This is a genomic window from Streptomyces regalis (assembly GCF_001509475.1).
Lineage (GTDB): Bacteria > Actinomycetota > Actinomycetes > Streptomycetales > Streptomycetaceae > Streptomyces > Streptomyces regalis.
Window position 1 is genome coordinate 35,359 of the sequence record NZ_LLZG01000361.1, and the last position, 23,139, is coordinate 58,497.

At 70.2% G+C, this 23,139-nt stretch carries 38 protein-coding genes, 1 tRNA gene and 1 pseudogene; 18 read left to right on the forward strand and 22 right to left on the reverse strand.

Features of this window, described 5'->3' with window-relative positions:
- The 20 genes from ADL12_RS32205 to ADL12_RS32285 all read right to left on the reverse strand — a co-directional run bounded on the left by ADL12_RS32205 (position 1) and on the right by ADL12_RS32285 (position 9,779).
- Entirely contained in the window at positions 1–210 is a 210-nt protein-coding gene (locus ADL12_RS32205) for a helix-turn-helix domain-containing protein (RefSeq protein ID WP_062708427.1), read from the reverse strand.
- A 15-nt stretch (positions 211–225) separates the two neighbouring features.
- Positions 226–435 carry a hypothetical protein gene (locus tag ADL12_RS32210; RefSeq protein WP_062708431.1) on the reverse strand — a complete coding sequence of 70 codons (210 nt, stop codon included), beginning with the start codon at positions 433–435 and terminating at the stop codon, positions 226–228.
- 168 nt (positions 436–603) lie between these two features.
- A complete protein-coding gene (locus tag ADL12_RS32215; RefSeq protein ID WP_062708434.1) occupies positions 604–1,008 on the reverse strand; it encodes a hypothetical protein in 405 nt (134 codons plus the stop codon).
- On the reverse strand, positions 1,005–1,463 hold the full coding sequence (locus tag ADL12_RS32220) for a hypothetical protein (RefSeq protein WP_062708437.1): 459 nt from the start codon (positions 1,461–1,463) through the stop codon (positions 1,005–1,007). Before ADL12_RS32220 ends, ADL12_RS32215 begins: the two co-directional genes overlap by 4 nt.
- An 86-nt stretch (positions 1,464–1,549) precedes the next feature.
- Entirely contained in the window at positions 1,550–2,392 is an 843-nt protein-coding gene (locus ADL12_RS32225) for a helix-turn-helix domain-containing protein (RefSeq protein WP_062708440.1), read from the reverse strand.
- Complete coding sequence (locus ADL12_RS32230; RefSeq protein ID WP_062708443.1) at positions 2,389–2,922, reverse strand: DUF6879 family protein; 534 nt, start codon at positions 2,920–2,922, stop codon at positions 2,389–2,391. The genes ADL12_RS32225 and ADL12_RS32230 overlap by 4 nt, the downstream gene beginning before the upstream one ends.
- Before the next feature lie 2 nt (positions 2,923–2,924).
- Positions 2,925–3,128, reverse strand: a complete 204-nt coding sequence (locus tag ADL12_RS32235) for a hypothetical protein (protein ID WP_062708446.1) — start codon at positions 3,126–3,128, stop codon at positions 2,925–2,927.
- A 348-nt stretch (positions 3,129–3,476) separates the two neighbouring features.
- A complete protein-coding gene (locus tag ADL12_RS32240; RefSeq protein ID WP_062708449.1) occupies positions 3,477–5,603 on the reverse strand; it encodes an FtsK/SpoIIIE domain-containing protein in 2,127 nt (708 codons plus the stop codon).
- Positions 5,604–5,686: 83 nt separating this feature from the next.
- Positions 5,687–5,863: a DUF6257 family protein gene (locus ADL12_RS55120; protein WP_167364448.1), complete on the reverse strand. Its 177-nt coding sequence runs from the start codon at positions 5,861–5,863 to the stop codon at positions 5,687–5,689.
- Between the two features lie 82 nt (positions 5,864–5,945).
- Positions 5,946–6,095 (reverse strand): hypothetical protein, encoded by a 150-nt coding sequence (locus ADL12_RS54355; protein WP_159053357.1) that lies wholly within the window; start codon positions 6,093–6,095, stop codon positions 5,946–5,948.
- A 79-nt stretch (positions 6,096–6,174) separates the two neighbouring features.
- Positions 6,175–6,486, reverse strand: a complete 312-nt coding sequence (locus ADL12_RS32245) for a hypothetical protein (RefSeq protein ID WP_062708555.1) — start codon at positions 6,484–6,486, stop codon at positions 6,175–6,177.
- The gene (locus ADL12_RS55125; protein ID WP_167364449.1) at positions 6,483–6,656 is read right to left on the reverse strand and encodes a hypothetical protein; all 174 of its coding nucleotides are present in this window, start codon (positions 6,654–6,656) and stop codon (positions 6,483–6,485) included. The genes ADL12_RS32245 and ADL12_RS55125 overlap by 4 nt, the downstream gene beginning before the upstream one ends.
- Positions 6,653–7,519 (reverse strand): DUF2637 domain-containing protein, encoded by an 867-nt coding sequence (locus tag ADL12_RS32250; RefSeq protein WP_062708452.1) that lies wholly within the window; start codon positions 7,517–7,519, stop codon positions 6,653–6,655. The genes ADL12_RS55125 and ADL12_RS32250 overlap by 4 nt, the downstream gene beginning before the upstream one ends.
- Complete coding sequence (locus ADL12_RS32255; RefSeq protein WP_062708454.1) at positions 7,516–7,719, reverse strand: hypothetical protein; 204 nt, start codon at positions 7,717–7,719, stop codon at positions 7,516–7,518. Before ADL12_RS32255 ends, ADL12_RS32250 begins: the two co-directional genes overlap by 4 nt.
- Positions 7,716–7,901: a hypothetical protein gene (locus tag ADL12_RS32260; protein ID WP_062708457.1), complete on the reverse strand. Its 186-nt coding sequence runs from the start codon at positions 7,899–7,901 to the stop codon at positions 7,716–7,718. The genes ADL12_RS32255 and ADL12_RS32260 overlap by 4 nt, the downstream gene beginning before the upstream one ends.
- Positions 7,894–8,265: a DUF6907 domain-containing protein gene (locus ADL12_RS32265; protein WP_062708471.1), complete on the reverse strand. Its 372-nt coding sequence runs from the start codon at positions 8,263–8,265 to the stop codon at positions 7,894–7,896. The genes ADL12_RS32260 and ADL12_RS32265 overlap by 8 nt, the downstream gene beginning before the upstream one ends.
- A complete protein-coding gene (locus ADL12_RS32270; RefSeq protein WP_062708473.1) occupies positions 8,262–8,486 on the reverse strand; it encodes a hypothetical protein in 225 nt (74 codons plus the stop codon). The genes ADL12_RS32265 and ADL12_RS32270 overlap by 4 nt, the downstream gene beginning before the upstream one ends.
- Positions 8,483–8,926: a hypothetical protein gene (locus ADL12_RS32275; protein ID WP_244188131.1), complete on the reverse strand. Its 444-nt coding sequence runs from the start codon at positions 8,924–8,926 to the stop codon at positions 8,483–8,485. Before ADL12_RS32275 ends, ADL12_RS32270 begins: the two co-directional genes overlap by 4 nt.
- Positions 8,923–9,396, reverse strand: a complete 474-nt coding sequence (locus tag ADL12_RS32280; protein ID WP_062708476.1) for a hypothetical protein — start codon at positions 9,394–9,396, stop codon at positions 8,923–8,925. The genes ADL12_RS32275 and ADL12_RS32280 overlap by 4 nt, the downstream gene beginning before the upstream one ends.
- Complete coding sequence (locus tag ADL12_RS32285) at positions 9,396–9,779, reverse strand: hypothetical protein (protein ID WP_062708480.1); 384 nt, start codon at positions 9,777–9,779, stop codon at positions 9,396–9,398. The genes ADL12_RS32280 and ADL12_RS32285 overlap by 1 nt, the downstream gene beginning before the upstream one ends.
- 181 nt (positions 9,780–9,960) lie before the next feature.
- On the opposite strand from ADL12_RS32285, the gene ADL12_RS32290 reads away from it, so the two are divergent.
- The 7 genes and pseudogenes from ADL12_RS32290 to ADL12_RS32310 all read left to right on the forward strand — a co-directional run bounded on the left by ADL12_RS32290 (position 9,961) and on the right by ADL12_RS32310 (position 13,494).
- Positions 9,961–10,236, forward strand: a complete 276-nt coding sequence (locus ADL12_RS32290) for a hypothetical protein (RefSeq protein ID WP_159053358.1) — start codon at positions 9,961–9,963, stop codon at positions 10,234–10,236.
- A 96-nt stretch (positions 10,237–10,332) separates the two neighbouring features.
- Positions 10,333–10,533, forward strand: a pseudogene (locus tag ADL12_RS57005) (HhH-GPD-type base excision DNA repair protein); the annotation flags it as partial.
- 166 nt (positions 10,534–10,699) lie between these two features.
- The gene (locus ADL12_RS32295) at positions 10,700–11,380 is read left to right on the forward strand and encodes an HdeD family acid-resistance protein (protein WP_062708486.1); all 681 of its coding nucleotides are present in this window, start codon (positions 10,700–10,702) and stop codon (positions 11,378–11,380) included.
- A gap of 86 nt (positions 11,381–11,466) precedes the next feature.
- Positions 11,467–11,793, forward strand: coding sequence for a hypothetical protein (locus ADL12_RS32300; protein ID WP_107120074.1), 327 nt, complete (start codon positions 11,467–11,469; stop codon positions 11,791–11,793).
- 46 nt (positions 11,794–11,839) lie between these two features.
- Positions 11,840–11,965, forward strand: coding sequence for a hypothetical protein (locus tag ADL12_RS57845; protein ID WP_279617180.1), 126 nt, complete (start codon positions 11,840–11,842; stop codon positions 11,963–11,965).
- A gap of 475 nt (positions 11,966–12,440) precedes the next feature.
- On the forward strand, positions 12,441–12,737 hold the full coding sequence (locus ADL12_RS32305) for a type II toxin-antitoxin system VapB family antitoxin (RefSeq protein WP_003999914.1): 297 nt from the start codon (positions 12,441–12,443) through the stop codon (positions 12,735–12,737).
- A 133-nt stretch (positions 12,738–12,870) separates the two neighbouring features.
- Positions 12,871–13,494: a LytR C-terminal domain-containing protein gene (locus tag ADL12_RS32310; RefSeq protein ID WP_062708490.1), complete on the forward strand. Its 624-nt coding sequence runs from the start codon at positions 12,871–12,873 to the stop codon at positions 13,492–13,494.
- 127 nt (positions 13,495–13,621) lie between these two features.
- Here the strand turns inward: ADL12_RS32310 and upp are convergent, their stop codons facing one another.
- On the reverse strand, positions 13,622–14,257 hold the full coding sequence (upp, locus tag ADL12_RS32315; RefSeq protein WP_062708564.1) for a uracil phosphoribosyltransferase: 636 nt from the start codon (positions 14,255–14,257) through the stop codon (positions 13,622–13,624).
- Between the two features lie 96 nt (positions 14,258–14,353).
- On the opposite strand from upp, the gene ADL12_RS32320 reads away from it, so the two are divergent.
- The 9 genes from ADL12_RS32320 (at position 14,354) to ADL12_RS32360 (ending at position 19,710) form a co-directional block, all read left to right on the forward strand.
- Complete coding sequence (locus tag ADL12_RS32320; protein WP_062708492.1) at positions 14,354–14,548, forward strand: hypothetical protein; 195 nt, start codon at positions 14,354–14,356, stop codon at positions 14,546–14,548.
- A 315-nt stretch (positions 14,549–14,863) separates the two neighbouring features.
- A complete protein-coding gene (locus tag ADL12_RS32325; protein ID WP_062708494.1) occupies positions 14,864–15,391 on the forward strand; it encodes a tRNA adenosine deaminase-associated protein in 528 nt (175 codons plus the stop codon).
- 65 nt (positions 15,392–15,456) lie between these two features.
- Entirely contained in the window at positions 15,457–15,888 is a 432-nt protein-coding gene (tadA, locus tag ADL12_RS32330; RefSeq protein ID WP_244188133.1) for a tRNA adenosine(34) deaminase TadA, read from the forward strand.
- 83 nt (positions 15,889–15,971) lie between these two features.
- A tRNA-Ser gene (locus tag ADL12_RS32335) sits at positions 15,972–16,056 on the forward strand.
- An 85-nt stretch (positions 16,057–16,141) separates the two neighbouring features.
- On the forward strand, positions 16,142–16,321 hold the full coding sequence (locus tag ADL12_RS32340) for a hypothetical protein (protein WP_062708497.1): 180 nt from the start codon (positions 16,142–16,144) through the stop codon (positions 16,319–16,321).
- 9 nt (positions 16,322–16,330) lie between these two features.
- Positions 16,331–16,624: a Dabb family protein gene (locus ADL12_RS32345; RefSeq protein ID WP_062708567.1), complete on the forward strand. Its 294-nt coding sequence runs from the start codon at positions 16,331–16,333 to the stop codon at positions 16,622–16,624.
- A gap of 210 nt (positions 16,625–16,834) precedes the next feature.
- A complete protein-coding gene (locus ADL12_RS32350) occupies positions 16,835–17,707 on the forward strand; it encodes an RNA polymerase sigma factor SigF (RefSeq protein ID WP_062708499.1) in 873 nt (290 codons plus the stop codon).
- 267 nt (positions 17,708–17,974) lie between these two features.
- Entirely contained in the window at positions 17,975–18,886 is a 912-nt protein-coding gene (locus tag ADL12_RS32355; RefSeq protein WP_062708502.1) for an RNA polymerase sigma factor SigF, read from the forward strand.
- Positions 18,887–18,942: 56 nt separating this feature from the next.
- Complete coding sequence (locus tag ADL12_RS32360; protein WP_062708505.1) at positions 18,943–19,710, forward strand: hypothetical protein; 768 nt, start codon at positions 18,943–18,945, stop codon at positions 19,708–19,710.
- A 36-nt stretch (positions 19,711–19,746) separates the two neighbouring features.
- Here the strand turns inward: ADL12_RS32360 and ADL12_RS32365 are convergent, their stop codons facing one another.
- Entirely contained in the window at positions 19,747–19,938 is a 192-nt protein-coding gene (locus ADL12_RS32365) for a hypothetical protein (RefSeq protein ID WP_062708509.1), read from the reverse strand.
- A 206-nt stretch (positions 19,939–20,144) separates the two neighbouring features.
- On the opposite strand from ADL12_RS32365, the gene ADL12_RS32370 reads away from it, so the two are divergent.
- Both ADL12_RS32370 and ADL12_RS32375 read left to right on the forward strand, forming a co-directional pair.
- Positions 20,145–20,594 (forward strand): MarR family winged helix-turn-helix transcriptional regulator, encoded by a 450-nt coding sequence (locus tag ADL12_RS32370; protein ID WP_062708512.1) that lies wholly within the window; start codon positions 20,145–20,147, stop codon positions 20,592–20,594.
- Between the two features lie 88 nt (positions 20,595–20,682).
- On the forward strand, positions 20,683–23,118 hold the full coding sequence (locus ADL12_RS32375) for an MFS transporter (RefSeq protein WP_062708515.1): 2,436 nt from the start codon (positions 20,683–20,685) through the stop codon (positions 23,116–23,118).
- Positions 23,119–23,139: the final 21 nt, after the last annotated feature.

The following is a 23,139-nucleotide window of genomic DNA, read 5'->3' on the forward strand; positions in this document are numbered from 1 at the left end:
CTACCTGGTCGCCATCCACGCGTAGCATCCGCCGGCCGCAAGCTGGCTGACGGCAGCGCCATCGTCCTCAAGGCGCCGCAGGATGCGTGCGGCCTGCGGGTGTGTGGTGCCGGCGAGTTCGGCGAGGCGGCGCGTGGTCACCGGCTCGTGGGCGGCCGCGAGGATCCGTTGGATGCGCACGCGGGTGGGGACGGGGTCCGGGTAGGGCATGCCCCCGATGGTGCCTCACTGCGGCGGCTCCATGGCCAGTTCGTCGACAACCTGCAGCGCGTCGCCGAGGCGCCCACGAAGCTTCTCGATGAGAAGGATGAGGCCAGCCTCGCCGAGATGGGCGAGGTCTTCGGAGCGGGCGTACTCGAGGTCGCGGCGGGCGAAGTCGACGGTGGTCCACTGGGTGGGCGTGAGGGTGAGCCGGGCAGCGTGGTCGTCGTGCATGAGGTCACCTGAGGGTGCAGGGAAGGGGCCGCGGCGAGGTTACCCGCCCGCCCCCAGAGTTCACGGGGTGCGGGGACGGGCGGGCGTTTGTGCGGCGGCCGCCCTCGCCGGGGGTGACGAGGACGGCCGCATCTCGGACCGGCCAGTGACGAACCGGCGCCGAGGGCTCTACACGCGGGTACCGACCGCGATCCGGTCGTTGCCCGCAAGGACCGGCATGGCCCTCATGAGGATGAGAAGACGAGGTTCGTCAAGTTCTTCCACCGCCGACAGGGTGTGCAGGCCGATGCCCACCATGCCCAGCACCAGGCCGAGGAACGCGCGCTGTGCGTCGTCCAGGCCGAGCCCGTACAGACGGCCCATCAGCCCTTCCCAGCGGCACACCGGCCCGTCCTCGCCGTCCACGACGAGCAGGCGGCGCACGCTGTGCAGGGCGAGGATCGTCTCCTCCTCCACCAGGGCCTGCGTCGCTGCTCGGCACCGCCCCTTTGGGGCCGACTCGATGAGCAGTTGCCCGAGTGTGGGGCCGTTGGTCTCCTCTGCGGCCTCTGCTTTGGTTGCTGTCAGCGTCATGATGCCTCCGCGGGAAGTCGGTGCCCGCCGGGGCCGAACGCGGCGGCGAGTATGGCGGGGTCGGTGAGTTGCCCGGATCCGTCGGGACGTGTGATCCACATCCGGCCCTCCAGCTGCCAGCCCGTCGGCGGGCAGTGCAGGCACCAGCCCGCCGGCTGCACCACGAGCTGTCGTACGTCGGCCAGTTCCTCGGCTGCGCCGAGCGGGACCAGCCACCACAGCTTGTCCAGTTCCGGATCGGCGAGGACCGGTCCCCGGTGCTCTGCGCGGATGCGGGTGAGCACCGGGTATCCGGTTGCGAGGCGTGTCTCTGCGACCAGCCAGTGGCCGCCGGAGGGGATTGGGGCGAGGGCCTCCCCGTCCCACACCCCGCGGACGAGGGCCGGGTGCGCGGAGCAGTCGGCGAGCCACGCGTCCCCGACCTCGTACCGTTGGGCGAACTTCGGTAGGGCCATGGCCAGGACCGTAGGAAGCCGAGCCGATTGGGCGCGCGCCGATTGCGCGCGATTGCGAACCCTCCGCAGGAGTTGCGGCAGGTTGTCTACGCGAGGTCCAGCGCGGCCCGTGCACGGGCGATGAGCCGGTGTGCCGGAGGGCCGTGGACGGCGCTCTCCTTGAGGCGATCCCACACACGCCCGTACAAGGCGACGTCCTCGCCCGATTCGAGGGTGAACTCCGTGTTGATCGTCTCGACGATGACCCGTTCCTCGTCGAAGATCCAAAACCCGTGCTTGGGTGTGAGCTTCAGCTGGACACCGAACGGCACGATGCCGAGCTCAATCGTGCTCATGCCGATCAGCCCCACCAGCCGATCAAGCTGCCCGGCCATCACCTCGTGAGGGCACACGAGGGCGTGAAGGGCGCCTTCCCAGATCAGGATGCGGAAGGTCCGGTGCGCCTCGTACAGCACCTCTTGGCGCTTCATGCGGGCGCGTACGGCATCGTCGGTGTCGCGCGGCGACTGCATCAGCTCGGCGTTGTGGAGCAGCAGATGGCGGGCGTACTCCGGGGTCTGGAACAGGCCCGGGATGACCGTCGCTTCATAACCGCGCACGGTGGCGGTGCGGCGGTACTCGGCGACGTACCGCTCCTGTACGCCGCGGTGTCCGGTGGTGAGTTGCCGGCGCCATGACCGGGCCTGTGACTCCAGCCCTCGCAACCGGCTCTTGAGGTCGGAGGCCTCGGCCGGGGCGCCGACTGCGTGCGCCCACGCATCAAGGTCGGCGGCCGCGGCGGTCTGCTTGCCGTTCTCCAGCCTGGAGACCTTCGAGCGCTGCCAGCCGAGCCGTTCGGCCATGTCCTTGCCGTTGAGGCCGGCCTCGGTGCGCAGCTCCCGCATGCGCGCACCGAGGGCGACCCTGGCGCTCTGAAAGTCCGTGCTCACACGGACGAACGTACCTGCGTCCAGACCTCAGCAGTAGGGACAGCGACCTGCCATGCGGTGTCCCGAGCGTGGCAGGCGGCGAGCACCTCGGCCGGGTCGTCGACCAGCTCGACACCGATGGTGGTGTCGGTGTCGTCGATATGCATGCGGACCAGGGTGCGCGAGTCGAACAGCCACAGGTCGTAGTCCGGCAGGTGCAGCCGTACAGCCTCGGCTCGGGTGAGGACACGGATGTCCTCGCCTGCGGCGACGTTCCCGGCTGCGGTCGCCATGAGGAACCGCTGCCCGTCTGTGGGGGGTTCGTCGATGATGCGGACGCGGGAGAAGCGTGCGCCCCGCTCGGCCTTCGCGCGGACGTTGACGTTCCACGGATGGTCCGGCTCCGGCTCCGGGAGGACGCCGCGCATGAACGCCTGGAAGCGGGCCCCCTGCCGGTCGGAGGCGTAGCCGCGGCGCGTCTCCAGCCGGAAGGCGGTGTGCTCGAAGTCCGCGAACAGGTGGGTGATCTCCTCGAAGGGGATCAGCGGCACGGTTACTCCTTGGGGGCGAAGCGGGTGAGCAGCTCGCGCGGGATCACGACGAACGTCTCATGCTCGCCGACGTCGCGCAGCTGCGCGAGGTGCTCCGGGTCGGTGAGCTGGTCGCCCTGGACGACGATGTCTCCGGTCTCCTCGACCTCGTACAGGGTGGGGCAGTTGCCGTGCTCGGATGTGGTGCCGATGAACCTGAGCGTCATGTTGCCCTCCGTCTGTGCTGGTTGGACCCTCAGCATGCTGCGGCACGGTCCGGTTCGCCGGGGGATTGCAGGAGATTGCGTCTGCCGGGGGCCACTCGATGGTGTGCGCGCAATCACTGGCGCGGTGTCTGACCCCGGACATGACGAAGGCCCCCGTCCTCGGCGATCGAGGCGGGGGCCGGTTTCGTGTCAGACGGTCATGGCGATGGTGTGATTCCCCAGGTTTTCGGGGTCTGCGGCAACAGGCCGAAACCCGAAACTTCCCAGCTCAGCCCAGATATCGGGGGCGAAACCGGTTTCGGGGCGAGGCGAAACCGGGACCCCTTCCCGAAACCGGCTCAGCTGCCTCTACTCGCCGTCCTCGACGGCCGGTACATCCGCCCACCGCACGCCCTTGGCGCCCCCGCAGCACTCCCGGATCGTCAGCTGCTTCGTGGCCACCCGGAACGGCTTCAGCGCCCCGCTCAGCGCCGTCGACGCCCCCGCGGCATCCATGTCCAGCCACGGCTTGTACAGGTCCGGACGGAAGCGGGCGAGGGCATCGACGAGCCGGTGGGAGTGCACGGCCTCCACCCCGTCCGGCCAGATGGCGCGGAGGTGGTCGACGACCGTCTCGACGTCCAGCTCGGTCACCTGCTCGCCGACGGACTGCCCGGACAGGGTGCCGGCCGCGGTGCGCAGCGCCAGGGCGCGCTTGGCGATGTCCTCGGCCTCGGTCTGCTTGATGAACGCCGCCCGCACGGTGACGCCGTCGCGACCACGCGCCAAGATCCCCGTGCCCTGCTCATCGACCGAGATGTCTGTGGCCCTCAAGCCCCTGTCGTAGGCTCCGGTGCCCAAAATGTTGTTATTTGCCCTCCAATCGAGGACGGCCAGGGCGAGCCGCGTACCGACCGACGAGGAGACGGACGTGGGCAGCGACGGGGCGTCCGGGTTCTGCGTGAGCATGATCAAGATAAGCCCATACGCCCGCCCCTTCTTGATCAACCGCGTGCACAGGGCAGCGGCCTCTTCCTTACGGTCCGCGTCAGTGAACAACTCCTGGATCTCGTCGATGACGATCACGCGCGGCCCGAGCTGCTGCTCCGGGTACTTCTCCGCCAGGGCGCGGGTGACCTTGCGGCCTTCGGGAACCTCCGAGGCGGGCAGGCTCTTGATGAACTTGGCGCGCCGCTGGTACTCGGCGATCCCGGAGCGGAGCCCCGCGAGGGCGGCGTCTAGGTCCTCGTCCTCGTCGCCACTGACGTACCGGTGGCAGAGCGGCCGGACGGAGTCGAGGTCGCCGGAGCCCTTCAGCTCGTAAATCCACAGCTCAGCGGTGGGATCGAGGGCAACACCGAGGACGATCGCCAAGGCGCAGCTCGTCTTACCGGAGCCAGGGATCCCACCGACCAACAAGTTGCTGTAGATCAGCGTCATCTCGACGAGGTTGCCGCGCGGGTCGAACCCGAAGGGCAGCGGCTGATAGACGTCGGCCTGGCCGTCGCGCATGAGGGGCCACAGCTTCCGGCCTGCCTTGGCGGGGTCGCGCTGCGCCACCCACAGCACCAGGCGGCCGGGGTGGGCGGTGCGGTCGGCCTCGGGCCACACGGTGGAGATGGGACGGCGCATGGCGGCCGCCAGGGCGGCCCGCTTCTCGAGCACGGCCGTGGCCTCGACACCGGGCGGGAGGTCGACCTCGGCGCGCCAGCCGGGGCCGTCGCGCATGACCTCGGAGGCGAACTCCACGCCGCGCTTGCCCTTCTTGCCCTCGATGCCGATGGCGGCGAGGGCGTCGAAGACCTCGGTGGAGTCGAGGCGGCGCATCACGTTGCGGGCGACGTAGCGGGTGATCAGCGGGCGGTCGTTCTTCTTGCCGTTGAGGCCCGCGAGGGCGGCGGCCGTGAGGGCGGCGGCGGCTGTCCAGCCGGGCACGAGGAACGCGGCCACGGCCGTGGTGATGCCCGTGACGGTGGCGACGGCGAGGGAGGCGATACGGCGCGGCCGCACCCGGCGGGAGTGCTCGCGGGACAGGGCGAGCCACGCCTCAATGTCTGCCGAGGCGGCGGCTTTGGCTTCGACGGGCCGGGCTTCGGTGTCGGCGACCCACTTGCCCCAGCGCACGAGGAGACGGCCGGTGCCGCGGGGGGCGCGGAGCAGGAGGCGGGCGAGGTAGACGGGTGCGCGCAGGGTGTGGAAGCCGGTGACGTGCGCGTAATAGCTCACGGTCCAGCGGGTGGTGGCCTTGAAGACGTCCCAGCGGCGCAGGGCTGCGGGCACGACGGGCGGGGCGTCGGCAAGGTATGCCTGGCGTTCGGCGATCCACGTGCCTTCGGGCGCCTTCTGCTCGGGCGGGTCGACGGGCCGCGGCTCGGCGTCCTGGACGACGTCGATGACGGTCTCGGTCAGGGTGTCCTGCGTGTCCTGCGAGGGCGTATCAATTGATACACCCTCATCCGAGGGCGCTTCCTTGTGGAGGCGTACGACGTTGCTCATGCTGTGATCTCCGGTCGTTCCGATGGTGCGGTCCGGGCCCGGGGACGGCGCGGCTGTGGAGGCTTGGCGCCGTCCCCGGCGTGCTACTTCTTGCCGTTCTTCTTGCGGCGCAGCGCCTCGTTCTCGATGCGTTCGACCTTGCGGCGGAGCTTGCCGATGTCGGCGCGCGGCGTGCCCATACGGGCGACCAGTCCGGCAATGCGGATGCGCTCGCTGGTGCTGAAGTCCGAGAACTTGAGGTCGGCGGAGTTGTCGGCCACGGAGGGTCCTCTCGATTCGGGCCAGGACTGTCCCGGCTCCCCTCGACCCCGCCCGTGCGAGACGGGCGGGGCGGGCAGCCGGTCAGCTCTCGTTGTCGTCGGTGACGGTCACGACAGTGATGTGAGGGGCCGTGAACGGGAGATCTTCGTAGTGGCGGGCGGTGTCGTTGTCAGTGACGGTGGTTTCGGTGGTCGTGCCGTTGTTGTCGACGACGGTGACCTTCTTGGCCATGGCGGTTCCTCTCGGATTGGTGGGCCGGGCTGTCCGGCTCCCCTCACCGCCCGTCACACTCGGGCGGATCGGGCAGCCGTCAGCGGCGGCCTTTCTGGAAGTCGGCCCACAGGCCGCGCAAGACCAGCAGGCAGCAGGTCACGGCCACGGCGCCGACCGCTACGGCGATCGCGGACAGGGCCAACGAGATAGCGGCGACAGATCCGGCGACGGCGATCGCCGCCCACTTGCCCACGTTCGGCGTCGACTTCGGCGCCTGGTGCTGGCAGGCGGGCTGCTGCTGGCCGTTCAGCGCTTGCTGCACCTGGAGGGCCACGACGATCTGCCGTACCAGCTCGGTGTTGTCGGCTGCCTCGACCGCATCGCGGGCGGCCTTCTCGATGTCGCTCATCGCGTCCACCCCCGTGTCCGGCGCAGGCGGAGGCCGGCGGCCAGGCCGAGGGCGAAGGCGACGACGAGCGGCTTGGACACGGCCGCGGTGACCGTGCCGAGGACGACGGCACCGAGCGCGGGGAAGAGCAGCATGAGGGCGAGCAGGGCGCCGAGGAGAAGCCACCTCATGACCGGACCTCCCCCGGGATGAGCGCCACGGTGGCGACCACTTCGCGCCGCAGTTCGGCGGCCTCGCGGCGGCTGAGGCCGAACTCTTCGCGGAGCCGTTCGATGGTCACCGGCCGGTTCGTCGAGGCGACCAGCTCGCGGTTCAGCTTGGCGGCCCTTCGCCGCAGCTCGGACGGGGTGAGGGTGACGACCTCGGTGACCACCTCCGGCTCTTCCGGGGCGGGCCAGTCCTGGTAGCCGTTCGTGCTTCCGGACGGCATGTACTGCTGCCGCGAGTGGTCGAAGACGAACGTCCTCTCCGGGGCGGGGAGCGCCACGATCGGCAGCATGCGGGCGCCAGCCGGGACCACCTCCGGCGCCTCCAGGAGGGCGCGCGGCTGGTCGTCGTCGACGCGCTCCACGGTCACCTCGGGTGCCTCCGTAACCTCCTCCAGCGGTGGAGGAGGTTGGGGCTGTGCGTGTTCGGCGAGGGCCTGGTGGATCTGCCGCATCAGCGCACCAAACGCCAGCAGCGCGGCAGTGGGCGGCACCGCGGCCACCACGTAGTCGAGGGGCTCGGCGGCGGAGCCGACACCCGCGACGTTCAGCGCGATGGACGAGCCGGAGCCGACGACGGTAAGGCCGATCGCCCACCGGTCGACACGGCCCGCGAGGGCGGCGCGGAGCATCAGCAGCTCCCCGGCGACGATGAACAGATCCAGGGTCGCGGGCCACGCCCACGCCCGGATCTCCTTGTCCTCCATGCCGTGCGCGAGGGCGACCTCGGCGAGGTGCGCGTACGACAGCCAGAACGCGGCCGCGGTGAGGGCGACGATGACGAGGCCGGCGCCGATGGCGAGGGCCCGTGACGGGTTGATCTTCATGCTTCGCCCACCTCCGTGGGGGCGGCGGCGCGCACTACGCGGTGCGCGGCGAGGGTGACGCCTTCACGGTCGCGGCGCTCGTTCGCTTCGAGCAGCGCGGCCATCAAGGCGGGAACGGGTGGTGTCGGCCGGGCCGACCGGCACGCGGCGCGTAAGGCGGCGTGCTCGGTCGGCCTCGGAATGTAGGAGCGGGCGGTCATGACTGGCCGTCCCTGGTGTCGACGATCGCGATCAGGTTCCGCAGACTGTGCTCGATGCGGCCTACGAGGTGGGCGGCCGTGGCGGCATCAGCCAGGCGGGTGCCGTCGATCTCGGTCAGGGTGAGCCGGGCGACCTCGACCTGCGAACGCTCGCGCAGGGACAGGTGGATGTGATCACTCACCGGTTCCACCCCCGGCGAGGAGTGCGGCCATCTGGTCGGCGAACACCCGCATGTGGTCCGCGGCCTGGTCGAGGGCGGCAGCGAGGTCGTACAGGCCGGCCGGGGTGAGGGAGCCGGTGTAGCCGGACTCTTCGACGTACGCCTCGATGTTGCGGCTGGCGCGCTCGGACAGCGGGGACTGCGCGAGCATCAGCGCGAACAGGGGCTCACCGTTGAAGGTGAGCCGGTGCTCGGGCCCGTAGTGCGTGAGGTCAGTGCGGTACTGCGGCCGCGGGTTGGGGTGGCCGGCGCACCAGGAGGGTTCGGGAAGGGTGACGTCGCCCTGGTCGATGGTGGGCAGCGTGACCGTGCGCTCGGTGCTCACGGGCGCTCACCCCGCTCGGCGTCCAGAGCGGAGATCAGGGAGCGCATCCGGTCATCGAGGGCGACGGCGGCGCGGATCATCTGCATGTGGTCGTGGATGTTGTAGCTGCCGACCTTCTCCAGCGTCTGCTGGGCCATCCGCAGCTCGTCGTCCACGGACAGGGGAGTGAGGGGTTCGTCCGTGTCCGGGTTGAAGAGCGGGGTGTAAGAGGTGCTGCTCACTGGCCCGCACCCCGCTTCACCCAGGCGTACGGCGCGGTGACGGCGGCGGCCTTGAAGACACGGATGGCTGCGCCCTCGGGGGCGTCCGGCAGCGGGTACACCCGGCCGCCGTCCAGGGAGGCGAGGAGGCGTGTGGCGTGGTGTTCGCAGCCGTGGGCGCCGACTTGGTGGGTGTCGAGGACGGTGACGACGGGCGGGCCGCTGCACGGGTCGGGGTCGTCGGGGTGAGCGGCCGGGCAACGAGGCGTGTCCACCGTGGTAGACACCGGCTCGGCGTCGAGGGCGCGGAGCAGGAGCCGCAACGCTTCCCGCAGGGACAGCACCTGGTCGGAGTCGAGGAGCTGCTGGGCGACGCTGATGGCGACCTGGAGATCGGTGGGCTCGGGCAGGGCGCCCACCGTGGTGGTGGGCGCCTGCTCGCGGGTGGGCTCGTAGCTCACCGGGCACCCCCGGCAGGGGTGTCGGTGAGGGCGGCGTCGACCTGGTTGGCAAGCGCGGCCATCTGGTCGGCGAACTCATGCAGCTCGGCCGCGCGGGCGCGGGCCTGGTCGGGGGTGAGGGTTTCGCCCATGAACGCGATGTGCGGGTGGGAGTCGGAGAGGTGGATGAACTCGGCCCAGATCTCCGGGTCGTCGTCCGGGAGTTCGCCGGACGGGGCGGAGATGGTGTGGCCGACGTGGTCGAAGTGGCGGCCGTGTTCGTCGACCTGGTCGCCGTCGGTGCCGTCCTGGCTGACGCACAGGGCGCCCCAGAGGTAGCAGACGGACGGGACGGCGGCGGTGGTGGCCAGCTGCGGCTGTTCGGGGTGGGAGCGGGCCTGGGCGACGAGGTAGGGGAGGTGGCCGGTGGGCTGGGTGTCGAGTGCGGGCGTGGCCATGAGGCCGTACACGTTTCGGGTGGGGTTCGACATCAGACCGCCACCGCCGTCAGGGTCTCGAAGCGGGCGGCGACGACGGGGTTCTTCGGCCGGTACGTGGCCAGACGCGCGGCGAACGTGCGGGCGTTGAACAACTTGACCTGCACGCGGCGGGTGACGCGGGCCTTCAGCTTGATCTTCGTCTCGCGGACGTCGTCGGCGACGAGGCCGCGGGAGAACGCGGGGGCGAACCTCTTGGCCGTCTGGTCGTCCAGGCCGGCCGCGACGAGACGCGTACGGACGGGGAGGGGCTGGCCGGTGTTGACGGCGCGGACGGCGCGAGCGGTGGCGCGCTGGTCGCGGGTGCGCTGCCGGAGGACGGCGCGCAGGGTGCGACGGTTCGCGCGGTGCTCGCGGCGTGTGGTGGACTTCTGCATTAGCGGGATCTCCCTGGTAGCTCAGGTGGTTCCGTCAGGCCCTGGCCGGTGTTTGCGTCACCGAGCCGGGGCCGCTCCGTTTTCCGGAGTGGCTAACCTTGCAACTACAGAGTATCGGGAAACCTTGTAGATGCACAAGGGTCATGCGAAGATTCCTCGCAACTACACGCGAGGGAGAGCAGTGAGCGACGAACAGGCGAAGCCTCGACACACCAGGACTCGGCCCATCCGGGTGCCGGGTCCGCTGTGGGACGCGTACGGGCGCATCTGCGAGCGGCTCGGCACCGACCGGACGAACGACTTGCTCGACCACATGCGCGCCCGCGTCCGTGAGCACGGAGACGAGGCGGACCGTGCCGGGCTTGCCGCAGCGGAAGCCGAACTGGCCGAGCGGCGGGCGCGCAAGGGGGGCCGGCCGAAGCGCGAGGGCACATCTAGGGCACCAGACTCCGAATAACGCTGCGAAGTGATGGCAAGTACTGTCAGTAGTTTTCCCACGTCAACCGGCCTTTCAGCAGGGAAAGGCAGGTCAGGGCACTCCCGTTAGAAGACGGCACAGATCTTCCTCGCACTGCTCGGCAAGCAACTGGACGTCCGCCCCCAGGGCTGGCAGGAGGCCGCGGGCGCCTACGGCGAGCCCAAGTCCTTCCGCTCCGTCGCCGACATCACCGGCCCCGACTCACTGGCCAAGGTACGAGCCCACAAGCAGGAAATGAAGGCAGCGGTCAAGGCAGCAAAGGCAGCCGGCAAGTAGCCCACCACCACGCACCCGACACAGCACCGCCCGGCCCGACGGCAACTGACCGGCCTACGGGGCGCGGGGCGAGGCGGCGACAACCGTCCACCCCAGGAGCCGCAGCCGTCAGTCGAGTGGCCCGCTCCAGATGGCGGGGTGGGCGGGCTCGTTCCCAGCATGGAGCATGAGCGAGGCACCGACCGGCTCCCCCTACGGCCGGGACTACGACGACCGACGGGTCCACTCCGGTCACCCGCCCGGGCCACCCGGGTCAGGGACGTCCCATGAGCCCGAGCCGCCCTTCGAGGGTGTGCTGCACGCCCTCTCCCGCGCCGCATGGCAGATCGTCCTGGTCACCGGCGTCGCCTCGCTGGCCCTGGGCATCCTGGTCCTGGTCTGGCCGGGCGCCCCGCTCTTCGCCTCCGCTGTCCTCTTCGGCCTCTACCTCCTGATCAGCGGCGTGTTCCAGCTGGTCTCCGCGTTCGGCACGCACCGGACGACCTCGCTGCGGGTGCTGGCGTTCATCAGTGGCTCCCTGTCGGTCGTGCTCGGCCTGTTCTGCTTCCGCCGCCCGATGCAGTCGATCCTGCTGCTCGCCCTGTGGATCGGCATCGGCTGGGTCATCCGCGGCATCACCCAGACCGTGGCCGCCGCCTCCGACAAGTCCATGCCGGCCCGCGGCTGGCACATCCTCCTCGGGGTCATCACCTTCGTCGGCGGAATCGTGCTGATCGACTCCCCGATCGAGTCCGTCACCGTGCTGATGCTGCTCGCCGGCTGGTGGCTGGTGGCGGTCGGCATCGTCGAGATCGTCACCGGAATCCGGATGCGGATGCGGGCCCGCCAGGTCCCGCACGAGCTGTGATACCCGCCGCGAACCGATACGCCGTGCGGGCGGTTCTCATGTCCGACGGGATGAACCCCGTACGACTGCCGGGGAGATGACCTCCCGTGAGCACCGCACGACTGCCCTTGCGCAGCCACGCCCGGCTGCGGGTCCTCGTGCTGCTGCTCGTCCTGGCGGTACCGGGCACCCACGCCCAGGCGCACACCGTGCCCGTGACTGCCGGCGCCTCCGGCGAGGCCGCCGAGCACGACGTCCTCGACACGATCCTGCGCCCACCGGCCCGCCCAGACCGGCGCAACACCGTACGGCTGCGTCCCGCACCCCCGCCGAAGCCGGCGCCGCCCGGCGCCCGGGCACGCCTGGCCCGCCCCGCGCCGCCACGGCCGCCGTACGTCCCGCACATCCTGCGCACTGTGGTCCTGCGCTGCTGACAGACCCCTCGACGAGGTCTGCCGGTACGACACAAGGAGCACAGCCATGCCCACCGATCCCTACGCCGTCCTGCGTGCCCTGCTGCGCGCGGAGGCCGTACGCAACACACCGAAACCGCAAGGGCACAAGGAGCAGCCGCAGCAGCCCCCGAAGAACCGGGAGCGCGGCTGACGCCGGCGTGGCGGAGGCGGGGCTCCTGCCGGAGCCACGTCCTCCGCCACGCCGTACCGAAGACGGACCCCGGCCCTACGCCGACTCCCTGTCCACAGCCTGTGCATACCGCCCGTACGCCGCCGACGTCGTCCCGAGCGACCGGCGTCGGAGCACCTCCATTCGGGCGAATCAGGCGCACGATCTGCGCGCTCGAGTCCAGGAACGCCTTGGAAGAGGTCGGCGAGCAGCCACATCAACGGCCATGTCGGCCCCGCTGCAGGAGCCAGACGTGCGTTCGGTTCAACCCCCGGCGCCACACTCGATGCCACCCATGAACTCCGCCCACGGCTCCCGTTCGGGCCCGTTCCGGCTTACGATCCGGCCGCCGTTCCCCCGCCCCTTCCCGGTCTGCCCCGTTTTGTTGCATCTTTTCCAGCGCCGCACTCCGTCGCCATGGCTGCGCCCGGAAGGTCTTGACCGGTAGGCTTTCCGTGTGATCTTCAAGCGCATCGGAAACGGCCGGCCGTACCCCGACCACGGCCGGGAAAGCACCCGGCAGTGGGCGGACGTCGCGCCGCGCCCGGTCCGCCTCGATCAGCTCGTGACGACCAAGGGCCAGCTCGATCTGGAAACCCTGCTCGCCGAGGACTCGACGTTCTACGGCGACCTCTTCGCGCACGTCGTGAAGTGGCAGGGCGACCTGTATCTGGAGGACGGCCTCCACCGCGCGGTGCGCGCGGCGCTGCAGCAGCGCCAGGTGCTGCACGCGAGAGTCCTGGAACTGGACTGACCCGGGCCGACACCCTCGCGCCTGCCCAGTTGGCCCTTTCGGGTTGGACTGAGCAGCGTCGAATGATCATCTAGTAGGCATTGCCGCCCGAGAGCACTACGCTGCGCCCATGAGCATGCTGACTCCCCCTGGCATGGGCGGCCAGTACCGCATCAAGGGGGACAAGTACCCGCGGATGCGCCGTCGCCGACAGCCCGGCAGGCTCGTCGTCCTCGCCGTCGGCTCCGTTGCCGTACTCGGCATGCTCGGCTGGGGCACGCTGCAGCTCATCGACCTGTTCACCGGGGGCGGCGGAAAGGCTTCAGCGGCCGGCGCGAAGGCCGACTGCGACACCAGGGCGACCCCCTCGGCCACAGCCACGGCCCCGGCGGCACTGCCCGAGCCGGGCAGGATCACCGTCAACGTCTTCAACGCCACGACCCGCAGCGGACTCGCCAAGCAGACCGCGGACGAGCTGAAGAAGCGCGGCTTCAAGATCGGTGACGTGGGCAACGCGACGAAGCAGTTCGACAAGAAGGTCAAGGGCACCGGGATACTGCTCGGCCCGGACTCGGCCCTGAACACCTCGCTGCCCGTCCTCGCCGCCCAGCTCGGCGCCGCCGACCGCCGCACGGACGCCGCCCGCAAGGGCACGGCCGTCGACCTGATCATCGGCGACAAGTTCAAGGAGCTGACGAAGAAGGCGGACGCCGACCGGGCGCTGGCCGCACTGGCCAGCCCTGAGCCGACGTCCAGCTCCTCAAAGAATGGCTGCTGAGCAACGCCGCCAAGGGGCGCGGGGCTGTGCCGATATGCGGCTCCGCCGCGTGGGCGCGAACAACCACAACGCAGGGACGGCCGCCACACAACCGCACCCCTACGGCGAATAGGCGAACAGCCCCGCCCTACTCAGCCGCACCGTAAAGACGATCCCCCGCGTCCCCCAGCCCGGGAACGATGTACCCGTGCTCGTTCAGATGGTCATCCACCGCGGCCGTCACCACCGTCACCGGCGTCCCCGCCAGCTCGCGCTCCATGAGCTCGACGCCCTCGGGCGCCGCGAGCAGCACCACGGCCGTGACGTCATCGGCGCCGCGCTTGATCAGCTCCCGAATCGCCGCGACCAGCGTGCCGCCGGTGGCCAGCATCGGGTCGAGGACGTACACCTGACGGCCGGAAAGATCCTCCGGCATCCGCGAGGCGTACGTGGAGGCCTCGAGGGTCTCCTCGTTGCGGATCATGCCCAGGAAGCCCACCTCGGCGGTCGGCAGCAGCCGGACCATGCCGTCCAGCATGCCGAGGCCGGCCCGCAGGATCGGCACCACCAGCGGGCGCGGGTGGGAGAGCTTGACGCCGGTGGTGCCGGTGACCGGGGTCGTGATGTCGACCGCTTCGGTGCGCACGTCCCGCGTGGCCTCATAGGCGAGCAGGGTGACCAGTTCGTCGGCGAGCCGGCGGAAGGTCGCGGAGTCGGTGCGCTGGTCGCGCAGCGTGGTGAGTTTGTGAGCGACCAGGGGGTGGTCGACGACATGGAGGCGCATGTCCACAACAGTAACGGTGCTCGCGTCCCCCTTGTGCTGGCGTCAAACCGCCCATCGGAGGGAAAGTGGGAGGGATGTACCGGGGGTGGTGAGCCGATGCCTGATCCTGAGTCCCCGGCGGATCCCACGCAGGATACGCCGGAGGAGACCGAAGCCGCGCGCCGTCGGCGGCGGGCCCAGTTCCTGCGGGAGCTCGCCGAGGCCCGCGAACTGCGCGACCGCGTCCAGCCGCGCCGTGCCAAGGCGGCCCGGCTGCGCCACGCGATGCGTATGCGGACGTTCCGCTGGTAGAGGGAGGCACCGGGGAAGATCCGCGGCCCTCGGGTGCGTTGCAGCGGTGGTCGTGCGTGGACACCTGGAAAAGCCGCGTACGATCCGCACGTGGCAGCAACGACTGTGCTGGTCCGTCCTTTACGGAGGTGCTCGCGCCTCCCTCGGGACAACGCGATCAAAACTGCCGGACACAGGGAGCCGAAGACGTCCCCTGAACGCCTTGTTTCTGCCACGATTCCGAGTGGGTGGGGCTCGGACCCCAAGCCACCCCGCCCGTAACCTCCGCCGGGGGGACCCCCAACCGGCACGCCTATGACCAGTGGGAGAGTCACGGTGTACTTCGCCGCACTGCTCGCGCGCACCGAAGACGGGTGGGAAGCGAGCGACACAGAGCTCGACGATGTGGAAACCCTGTCGGATCTGGCCGACCTGGCCCGTGAAGCCTCCCCCGAGGACGACACGGTGCTGGTGCTCATCGAGCAGGAGGACGCTTGGTTCGGCGTCGTCCGGATCGACGGCGAGGACGACCCGCGTATCTACGTGTCGGACGCCGCCGCCGCTGCCCGCAGCAGTTACGGGGAGATCCTGCTCACCGACGAACTGCTCGGCAGGGAGCCCGGCGACGACGGCCCGGATCTGGACGCCCTCGACCTCGACGGCACGGAGGAGCCGGACGGCGACTCCGACGACGAGGACGGCGGCGGGGCCGAGGCGGTCCCGCACAGCCCCGTCGGCGACAGCGAGATCCTCGACGACCTGGGCGTCAGCGAGAAGGAGCTGAAGGCCCTGGACGCCGATGACGCGCTGGGCGCGATCGCCGAGGCGTTGGGCGCCTCGGAGGTGCTGGAGACCGTCCGCTGACCTCGTTCGACCGGGGGTCGGCACCCGAGGTGCCCGACCCCGTACGCGACCGCTGGCGGGCCGCGATGCGGCTCGCCCTGGACGAGGCCGAACTGGCTGTCCGGGGCGGGGATGTCCCCGTCGGCGCCGTCGTGCTGGCCGCCGACGGTACGACCGTGCTCGGCACCGGCCACAACGAGCGCGAGGCGACCGGCGATCCGACCGCCCACGCCGAGGTGCTGGCAATGCGCAGGGCCGCGGCGAAGACCGGCGAATGGCGGCTGTCCGGCTGCACGCTGGTCGTCACGCTGGAGCCCTGCACCATGTGCGCCGGCGCCCTCGTGCAGTCCCGCGTGGACCGGGTCGTCTACGGCGCCCGGGACGAGAAGGCCGGCGCGGCGGGCTCCCTCTGGGACGTCGTGCGCGACCGGCGGCTCAACCACCGGCCCGAGGTGATCGAGGGCGTCCTCGCCGAGGAGTGCGCGCGGATCCTCACCGACTTCTTCCGCGGCCGCTGACCCGGTGCCGGACCCCTGACCGGGGAGGGCTTCAAGGGAAACGGATTTCAGAGCACGGCCGGCCGTGCTGTAAGGTCTCCCTCGGTAGCGTGTCCGAGCGGCCGAAGGAGCTCGCCTCGAAAGCGAGTGTGGCGCAAGTCACCGAGGGTTCAAATCCCTCCGCTACCGCTCTACAGAAGGGCCCCGTCGAAAGACGGGGCCCTTCGTGCGATCATGTGCGGTCGATGGGGCAAAAGTGACTGGGGAGGCCGCAATGGCGGTGAATTCGAAGAAGGTCGCCGTCTATGTGATCGTGGTCTTCGTGGCCTACGTGATCATCACGGACCCGGACGGGGCCGGCGACTACGTGACGATAGGCTTCCAGGGCATATCGGACGCCGCCAAGGCCATCGGCGACTTCATGACGTGGATCGCCAACGGAGGCGACAGCTAGGGAGTGCTCATGATCCGCCACCTGGTCCTCTTCAAGCTCAACGAGGGCGTCGAGCGCGACGACCCGCGGGTCGTGGAGGGCGTCGAGGCGTTCCGCTCCCTCGAGGGCAAGATCCCCGAGATCCGGCACTGGGAGCTCGGCTGGAACATCAGCGACCGCCCCATCGCCTACGACTTCGCGATCAACTCCGCCTTCGACGACGTGGCCGCCCTGCGCACCTACGCGGAGCACCCCGAGCACCAGGCGGGCGTCACGCTGTGGCGGGAGTTCGCCACCTGGGTGATCGCCGACTACGAATACTGAGCCGCACCACCCCCGGATCCACCGGATCCGGCCGGATCCTCCCGGAGCCCTCCGCCGGAACGGCGGGGGGCTTTCGCGTGCCTCGCCCCCGGATTCATCCCGGCCTCACCCCCGGAATCACCCTCAACACGGCGTTATGCGGTGCTTGCACACGGTGGACATGTCTTGTGATGCTATGACCGCTTTTGACGGATGAGTTGATGTGAGTTGATGGATCACGAGGTGGAGTTGACCGTGCCGGCCAGTACTGCGCCTCAAGCCCCGGCCCAGGAGGACATCCCCGCGGACACCAACACCCCCGCGCCCACGCCGCCCCGCAGCCGCGGCGCCGACACCCGGGCGCTCACCCAGGTGCTCTTCGGCGAGCTGAAGGAGCTGCAGCCGGGCACACCGGAGCACAACCGCGTGCGCGGGGCGCTCATCGAGGCCAATCTCCCGCTCGTGCGCTACGCGGCCGCCCGTTTCCGCTCCCGCAACGAGCCGATGGAGGACGTGATCCAGGTCGGCACCATCGGACTCATCAACGCCATCGACCGCTTCGACCCGGACCGGGGCGTGCAGTTCCCGACGTTCGCCATGCCGACCGTCGTCGGCGAGATCAAGCGGTACTTCCGCGACAACGTCCGCACGGTGCACGTACCGCGCCGGCTGCACGAGCTGTGGGTCCAGGTCAACAGCGCGACCGAGGACCTGACCACCACCTTCGGGCGCACCCCCACCACCGCCGAGATCGCCGAGCGGCTGCGCATCACCGAGGACGAGGTGCTGTCCTGTATCGAGGCCGGACGGTCGTACCACGCCACCTCACTGGAGGCGGCCCAGGAGGGCGACGGGCTGCCGGGCCTGCTGGACCGGCTCGGCTACGAGGACCCCGCCCTGGACGGCGTGGAGCACCGGGATCTCGTCCGGCATCTCCTGGTGCAACTCCCCGAACGCGAGCAGAGAATCCTGCTCCTGCGTTACTACAGCAACCTCACCCAATCGCAAATCAGTGCGGAACTCGGGGTCTCCCAGATGCACGTTTCGAGGCTACTCGCGCGTAGCTTCCAACGGCTTCGTTCGGCGAACCGGATCGACGCGTAACCGCAAACCAGAGCGACCGGTAACCGTCGCGAGCGAATCGCTCACCAGGGCGGATCCCGACAGTTCTCTGCCGAAAGACCGTCAGACCCCCTTTATCCAGGGCGGATTCAAGTCTCACATGTCGACATGTCACTACAGCGTGTTGCCGACATGTGACATTCTTCGGCTAGCGCGTTTGCCGTGGCTTCGGCTCCGGTATTCAGGTGAAGGCTGGCGTTCCTCGATCGGAGCGTTCGCCATACCGTCCCGCGACCCAAAGGGGGTGGCATGTCCGCAGATCAGGGCAGCTCGAAGGTGCTCACGCTCACGAAGAGCGAGTCCGCGCCCGACGCCGCGCTCGACGACGTTCCGGCCCTTGAGGCCGTTCCGGCACCGGCCGTCCCGGCCGATGACGTCCCGGCTTGGCCGACCTCGGCGAATATCGACACCCGCACCCTTTCCCGCTCCCTGTTCCTGCGGCTCGCCGCCCTGGACGAGAACAGCCCCGAGCGCGCATACGTCCGGGACACGCTGATCGAGCTCAACCTCCCGCTGGTGCGCTACGCGGCGGCCCGCTTCCGCTCGCGCAACGAGCCGATGGAGGACATCGTCCAGGTCGGCACCATCGGCCTGATCAAGGCGATCGACCGCTTCGACTGCGAACGGGGCGTGGAGTTCCCGACGTTCGCGATGCCGACGGTCGTGGGCGAGATCAAGCGCTTCTTCCGCGACACCTCATGGTCGGTGCGCGTCCCGCGCCGGCTCCAGGAGCTGCGCCTGGCCCTCACCAAGGCCAGCGACGAGCTCTCCCAGAAGCTGGACCGCTCCCCGACCGTCACCGAACTCGCCGCCGTGCTGGGCGTGTCCGAGGAGGACGTCGTCGACGGCCTCGCGGTCGGCAACGCGTACACGGCCTCCTCGCTGGACTCCCCGGCCCCGGAGGACGACGGCGGCGAGGGCTCCCTGGCCGACCGGCTCGGCTATGAGGACACCGCCCTCGAAGGCGTCGAGTACCGCGAGTCCCTCAAGCCGCTGCTGGCCAAACTCCCGCCCCGCGAACGGCGGATCATCATGCTCCGCTTCTTCGCCAACATGACCCAGTCGCAGATCGGCGAGGAGGTCGGCATCTCCCAGATGCACGTCTCCCGGCTGCTGACCCGGACGCTGGCGCAGCTGCGCGAGGGCCTCATCTCCGACTGACCCCCATCTCCGACCGACCCCTTCATATTTGACGGAGCGTCAGCCACCATGGCCGGATGCTTCGCGAGACAAGGACGACCTGGACACATGGCCGTCGGTGCGCCCTGATCGGCGCGTCGGCGGCCGTCGTCTGCCTGGGCGGGGTACTGGCCGCGTGCGGGAGCGGTGGCGGCGGGGCCGGTGACGGATACGTCGCGACCGGAGCGGCGGGTGGCCCGCCGAGCCTCTCCGGTACGGCCGTCACGCCGACGGGCGAGGTGACTCTGGTGCCGCTCGACGGACCGGGGAGCAGCGGGAGCGGCGCGAGCGACAGCGGCACCGGCGGGGCCACCGGCGGCGGTTCGGGCGACTCCCCCGGGCGGGAAGGGGGTCAGGAGCGGACGCCTGCCCGAGGAGTAGCAGGCGAAGATACGGCGGGTCCTGCCGAGTCCCCCAGCGACGCCCCCGAACCCGCGGCCACCCCGGCCGACTCCGGGGAGCCGTCCAGCAGTTCACCCGCGCCCTCGGCACCCGCCCTGCCGGCAAGGCTGGCCGTGAGCGATCCCGTACGGGAGCCCACGGACAAGCGCTGGTGCGAGAAGGTGACCCTCGACTTCCACAACGCGGGCGGCACCGCCGTGCGGTCCGGCACCGTCACCTTCGGCACCCACATCATCGGCGCGCTCGGGATCGACTGGGCGACGGTCGAGTCGACGCGGGAGCTCCCGGCGCCGATCGAGGCTGGGGCGCGCAAGGAGAAGACCTGGACGGTGTGTGTCGACGCCTGGCGTGTGCCGCTGGGCATGCACATCGAGACGCGGGACGTCTCCGTCCAGTGGGCCTGAGGGCCGTACCGCTGGGATCAGGGGCGGCCGTACGGGCTACTTGAGCGCCAGCCAGGCCACCGCCGCCACGATCACCACGGCGGCGATCACGCCGACGATCAGACCGATGCGCGGGCCCGAGGAGGCCTGCTGCTGCCGGCCCTGCGGGGCCTCGTCGACGAACGCGCGGAACATCTGGGTGTTGCCGGCGGGGTCGTGGTTGCCCTGGGGGCCCTGGGTGTTAGCCATGGCCTGAGACCCTAGCGAATCCGCCCGTTCGGCCCAAGTGGGGGCTCCCGCCCTGCACAGGGGGTCACAGGACCCACCCCACCTGCACATTTACGGTCGCAATACTTGCCTTTGCCAAGTTTTTGCGGCCCGCCGTCCCCGTTTTGTTTGCCTGTGGCAACCAACAGCTTCTATGGTTGCCCTAAGCAACAAACAGCGGAGGTGTGATGGCCGAGCAGGCGCAGTACGAGGAGCTGGTGCGCCAGTTCAGCGCCTTCGGGGCCGTGAAACGGGAGATGGGACGGACGCTGCCGTCCGACTGCCCCGCCGGTTCCGCCGCCGTACTGACGTTGCTGGTCCGCCACGGGGAGATGCGCATGAGCAAGCTCGCCGAGCTGCTCGCCGTGGACATGTCGGTCACCAGCCGTCATGTCGCCCACGTCGCCGAGCGCGGCTGGATCGAGCGCTCCCCCGACCCTGCGGACAAGCGAAGCCGCATCCTCCGCCTCACCCCGGCCGGTGAGGAGCGGGTGCGGGAGATGTCCCGGCGGACCACGCAGCTGCTGGCCGAGCGGCTGAGCGACTGGTCCGACGACGACGTCGCCGAGCTCACCCGGCTCATGGCCCGGCTGAGGGCCAGCTTTGACGACTGCCGTACACCCGCGATCACCCAGTAAGAGAAGGAAATCCATGGCAACGACCACACCAGCCGGTGTGCGGGCCCACGCCAAGCACTCAGGAGGGCCGTCCGCCGACGGCGCTCCGATGTCGCACCGGCAGATCATGGAAGCGCTGACCGGGCTGCTGCTCGGCATGTTCGTCGCGATCCTGTCGTCGACGATCGTCTCCAACGCCCTGCCCGACATCATCAAGGACCTCGGCGGCGGCCAGAGCGCCTACACCTGGGTGGTCACCGCGTCGCTGCTGGCGATGACCGCGTCCACCCCGCTGTGGGGCAAGCTCGCCGACCTGTTCTCCAAGAAGCTGCTGATACAGCTGGCCCTGGTCATCTTCGTGGCCGGCTCCGCGCTGGCCGGCCTGTCGCAGAACGCCGGGACGCTCATCGCGTTCCGCGCGGTGCAGGGCATCGGCATGGGCGGCCTGTCCTCGCTCGCCCAGATCATCCTCGCGGCGATGATCTCCCCGCGTGAGCGCGGCCGCTACAACGGCTACCTCGGCGCCACCTTCGCCACCGCGATGGTCGGCGGCCCGCTGATCGGCGGCGTCATCACCGACACCGACTGGCTCGGCTGGCGCTGGTGCTTCTACGTCGGCGTGCCCTTCGCCGTGATCGCGCTCATCGTGCTCCAGCGCACCCTGCACCTCCCGGTCGTCCGCCGGAAGGTCAAGGTCGACTGGGCGGGCGCCTTCTTCATCACCGCCGCGGTCTGCCTGCTGCTGGTCTGGGTGACCTTCGCCGGTGACAAGTACGACTGGCTGTCCTGGCAGACGTACGCGATGACGGGCGGCGCGCTCGCACTGCTCCTGCTCTTCGTCCTCGTCGAGTCCAAGGCGAGCGAGCCGATCATCCCGCTGCGCCTGTTCCGCAACCGCACCATCACGCTCGCCTCGCTGGCCTCGCTCTTCGTCGGCATCGCGATGTTCGCGGGCACGATCTTCTTCAGCCAGTACTTCCAGCTGGCCCGGGGCGAGTCGCCGACCATGTCCGGCGTCCTGACCATCCCGATGATCGTCGGCCTGTTCATCTCCTCGACCGTCTCCGGCCAGGTCATCACCCGCACCGGCCGCTGGAAGGCGTGGCTGCTCGCCGGTGGTGTGCTGGTGACGGCGGGCCTCGGGCTGCTGGGCACGATCCGCTACGACACCGAGTACTGGCACGTCGCGATCTTCATGGCCCTGCTGGGTCTCGGCGTCGGCATGATGATGCAGAACCTGGTCCTGGCCACGCAGAACCAGGTGGACCCGAGCGACCTGGGCGCCGCCAGCTCGGTCGTGAACTTCTTCCGCTCCCTCGGCGGTGCCATGGGTGTCTCGGCGCTCGGCGCGGTCCTCAGCCACCGCATCACGCACTACGCCGAGGAGGGCCTGACCAAGCTGGGCGTGCAGGGCTCGTCCGGCCACGGTGAGATCCCGGACCTCGACGCGCTGCCCGCGCCCGTCCGCACGGTCATCGAGAGCGCGTACGGCCACGGCGTCGCGGACGTCTTCCTGTACGCCGCGCCGATCGCCTTCCTCGCCCTCCTGTTCGCCCTGTTCATCAAGGAGGTCCCGTTGAAGACGAAGGGCGCCCTGGCCCAGGCCGCCGAGTCCGAGGCTCCGGAGCCCGCCGAGGCTGCCGCGCCGGCCGCCGCGCAGGAGCGGGTCCCGAGTTGGGCCGTCGCCTCCTCCGACACCGAGGCCGCTCCCGACGGCACCCAGAAGCTCGCCGCCGTCGCCACGGTGGCCCGCCCCGAGGAGTCCACCGGTTCCTCCTCCGGCGGCGTTCCGGTCCGCGGCTTCGTGCGGGGCGCGGAGAGCGCCCCCGTGCCGCAGGCTGCGGTCACGCTGATCTCGCTCGCCGGACGGCAGCTCGGCCGGTCGGTGGCGCAGGCCGACGGCTCGTACGCGGTCGACGCGCCGGGCGCGGGATCGTACGTCCTGATCGCCTCCGCCGACGGATTCCAGCCGCAGGCCTCCACGATCGTCGTGAACGGCGACGAGCCGGTGTCCTACGACGTCCTGCTCAGCGGCACGAGCGGCCTGACCGGTGTGGTCCGGGCCGCGGGGAGCGCGCTGGCCGTCAAGGACGCGATGGTGATCGTCACCGACGTCCGCGGGGATCTGCTGGCCACCGCCGCCACCGGTGAGCAGGGCGAGTTCGGCTTCGCCGAGCTGGTGCCGGGTGCGGTGACCGTCGCGGTGAACGCCGCCGGGTTCCGGCCGCGCGCCCTGCCCGTCGAGATCGGCGGCACCGGGGTCACCCGGATCGAGGTCGACCTGGAGGCAGGTGCCCAGGTCCAGGGCGTCGTACGGGCGCCGCACGGTCCGCTGGCCGACGCCCGCGTGACCCTGGTCGACGCGGCGGGCAACGTGGTGGGCACCGCCACCACCGGGGCGGACGGGGCGTACGCCTTCACCGACCTGGACGGCGGCGAGTACACGGTCATCGCGACGGGTTACCCGCCGGTGGCGACGGCGCTGACGGTGACCGGCCGCGGCATCGACGACCACGACATCGCACTCGGCCACCCGGGCGAGTAGCGGTGGCCCGGTCGTCAATCT

Excerpts from the sequence above, each read along its gene's own strand:
- ADL12_RS32205 (WP_062708427.1), bottom strand. The coding sequence starts at position 210 with ATGCCCTACCCGGACCCCGTCCCCACCCGCGTGCGCATCCAACGGATC.
- ADL12_RS32210 (WP_062708431.1), bottom strand. The coding sequence starts at position 435 with ATGCACGACGACCACGCTGCCCGGCTCACCCTCACGCCCACCCAGTGG.
- ADL12_RS32215 (WP_062708434.1), bottom strand. The coding sequence starts at position 1,008 with ATGACGCTGACAGCAACCAAAGCAGAGGCCGCAGAGGAGACCAACGGC.
- ADL12_RS32220 (WP_062708437.1), bottom strand. The coding sequence starts at position 1,463 with ATGGCCCTACCGAAGTTCGCCCAACGGTACGAGGTCGGGGACGCGTGG.
- ADL12_RS32235 (WP_062708446.1), bottom strand. The coding sequence starts at position 3,128 with ATGACGCTCAGGTTCATCGGCACCACATCCGAGCACGGCAACTGCCCC.
- ADL12_RS32240 (WP_062708449.1), bottom strand. The coding sequence starts at position 5,603 with ATGAGCAACGTCGTACGCCTCCACAAGGAAGCGCCCTCGGATGAGGGT.
- ADL12_RS54355 (WP_159053357.1), bottom strand. The coding sequence starts at position 6,095 with ATGGCCAAGAAGGTCACCGTCGTCGACAACAACGGCACGACCACCGAA.
- ADL12_RS32245 (WP_062708555.1), bottom strand. The coding sequence starts at position 6,486 with ATGAGCGACATCGAGAAGGCCGCCCGCGATGCGGTCGAGGCAGCCGAC.
- ADL12_RS55125 (WP_167364449.1), bottom strand. The coding sequence starts at position 6,656 with ATGAGGTGGCTTCTCCTCGGCGCCCTGCTCGCCCTCATGCTGCTCTTC.
- ADL12_RS32250 (WP_062708452.1), bottom strand. The coding sequence starts at position 7,519 with ATGAAGATCAACCCGTCACGGGCCCTCGCCATCGGCGCCGGCCTCGTC.
- ADL12_RS32255 (WP_062708454.1), bottom strand. The coding sequence starts at position 7,719 with ATGACCGCCCGCTCCTACATTCCGAGGCCGACCGAGCACGCCGCCTTA.
- ADL12_RS32280 (WP_062708476.1), bottom strand. The coding sequence starts at position 9,396 with ATGTCGAACCCCACCCGAAACGTGTACGGCCTCATGGCCACGCCCGCA.
- ADL12_RS32285 (WP_062708480.1), bottom strand. The coding sequence starts at position 9,779 with ATGCAGAAGTCCACCACACGCCGCGAGCACCGCGCGAACCGTCGCACC.
- ADL12_RS32295 (WP_062708486.1), top strand. The coding sequence starts at position 10,700 with ATGAGCGAGGCACCGACCGGCTCCCCCTACGGCCGGGACTACGACGAC.
- ADL12_RS57845 (WP_279617180.1), top strand. The coding sequence starts at position 11,840 with ATGCCCACCGATCCCTACGCCGTCCTGCGTGCCCTGCTGCGCGCGGAG.
- ADL12_RS32310 (WP_062708490.1), top strand. The coding sequence starts at position 12,871 with ATGGGCGGCCAGTACCGCATCAAGGGGGACAAGTACCCGCGGATGCGC.
- upp (WP_062708564.1), bottom strand. The coding sequence starts at position 14,257 with ATGCGCCTCCATGTCGTCGACCACCCCCTGGTCGCTCACAAACTCACC.
- ADL12_RS32320 (WP_062708492.1), top strand. The coding sequence starts at position 14,354 with ATGCCTGATCCTGAGTCCCCGGCGGATCCCACGCAGGATACGCCGGAG.
- tadA (WP_244188133.1), top strand. The coding sequence starts at position 15,457 with ATGCGGCTCGCCCTGGACGAGGCCGAACTGGCTGTCCGGGGCGGGGAT.
- ADL12_RS32340 (WP_062708497.1), top strand. The coding sequence starts at position 16,142 with ATGGCGGTGAATTCGAAGAAGGTCGCCGTCTATGTGATCGTGGTCTTC.
- ADL12_RS32345 (WP_062708567.1), top strand. The coding sequence starts at position 16,331 with ATGATCCGCCACCTGGTCCTCTTCAAGCTCAACGAGGGCGTCGAGCGC.
- ADL12_RS32350 (WP_062708499.1), top strand. The coding sequence starts at position 16,835 with ATGGATCACGAGGTGGAGTTGACCGTGCCGGCCAGTACTGCGCCTCAA.
- ADL12_RS32355 (WP_062708502.1), top strand. The coding sequence starts at position 17,975 with ATGTCCGCAGATCAGGGCAGCTCGAAGGTGCTCACGCTCACGAAGAGC.
- ADL12_RS32360 (WP_062708505.1), top strand. The coding sequence starts at position 18,943 with ATGCTTCGCGAGACAAGGACGACCTGGACACATGGCCGTCGGTGCGCC.
- ADL12_RS32365 (WP_062708509.1), bottom strand. The coding sequence starts at position 19,938 with ATGGCTAACACCCAGGGCCCCCAGGGCAACCACGACCCCGCCGGCAAC.
- ADL12_RS32370 (WP_062708512.1), top strand. The coding sequence starts at position 20,145 with ATGGCCGAGCAGGCGCAGTACGAGGAGCTGGTGCGCCAGTTCAGCGCC.
- ADL12_RS32375 (WP_062708515.1), top strand. The coding sequence starts at position 20,683 with ATGTCGCACCGGCAGATCATGGAAGCGCTGACCGGGCTGCTGCTCGGC.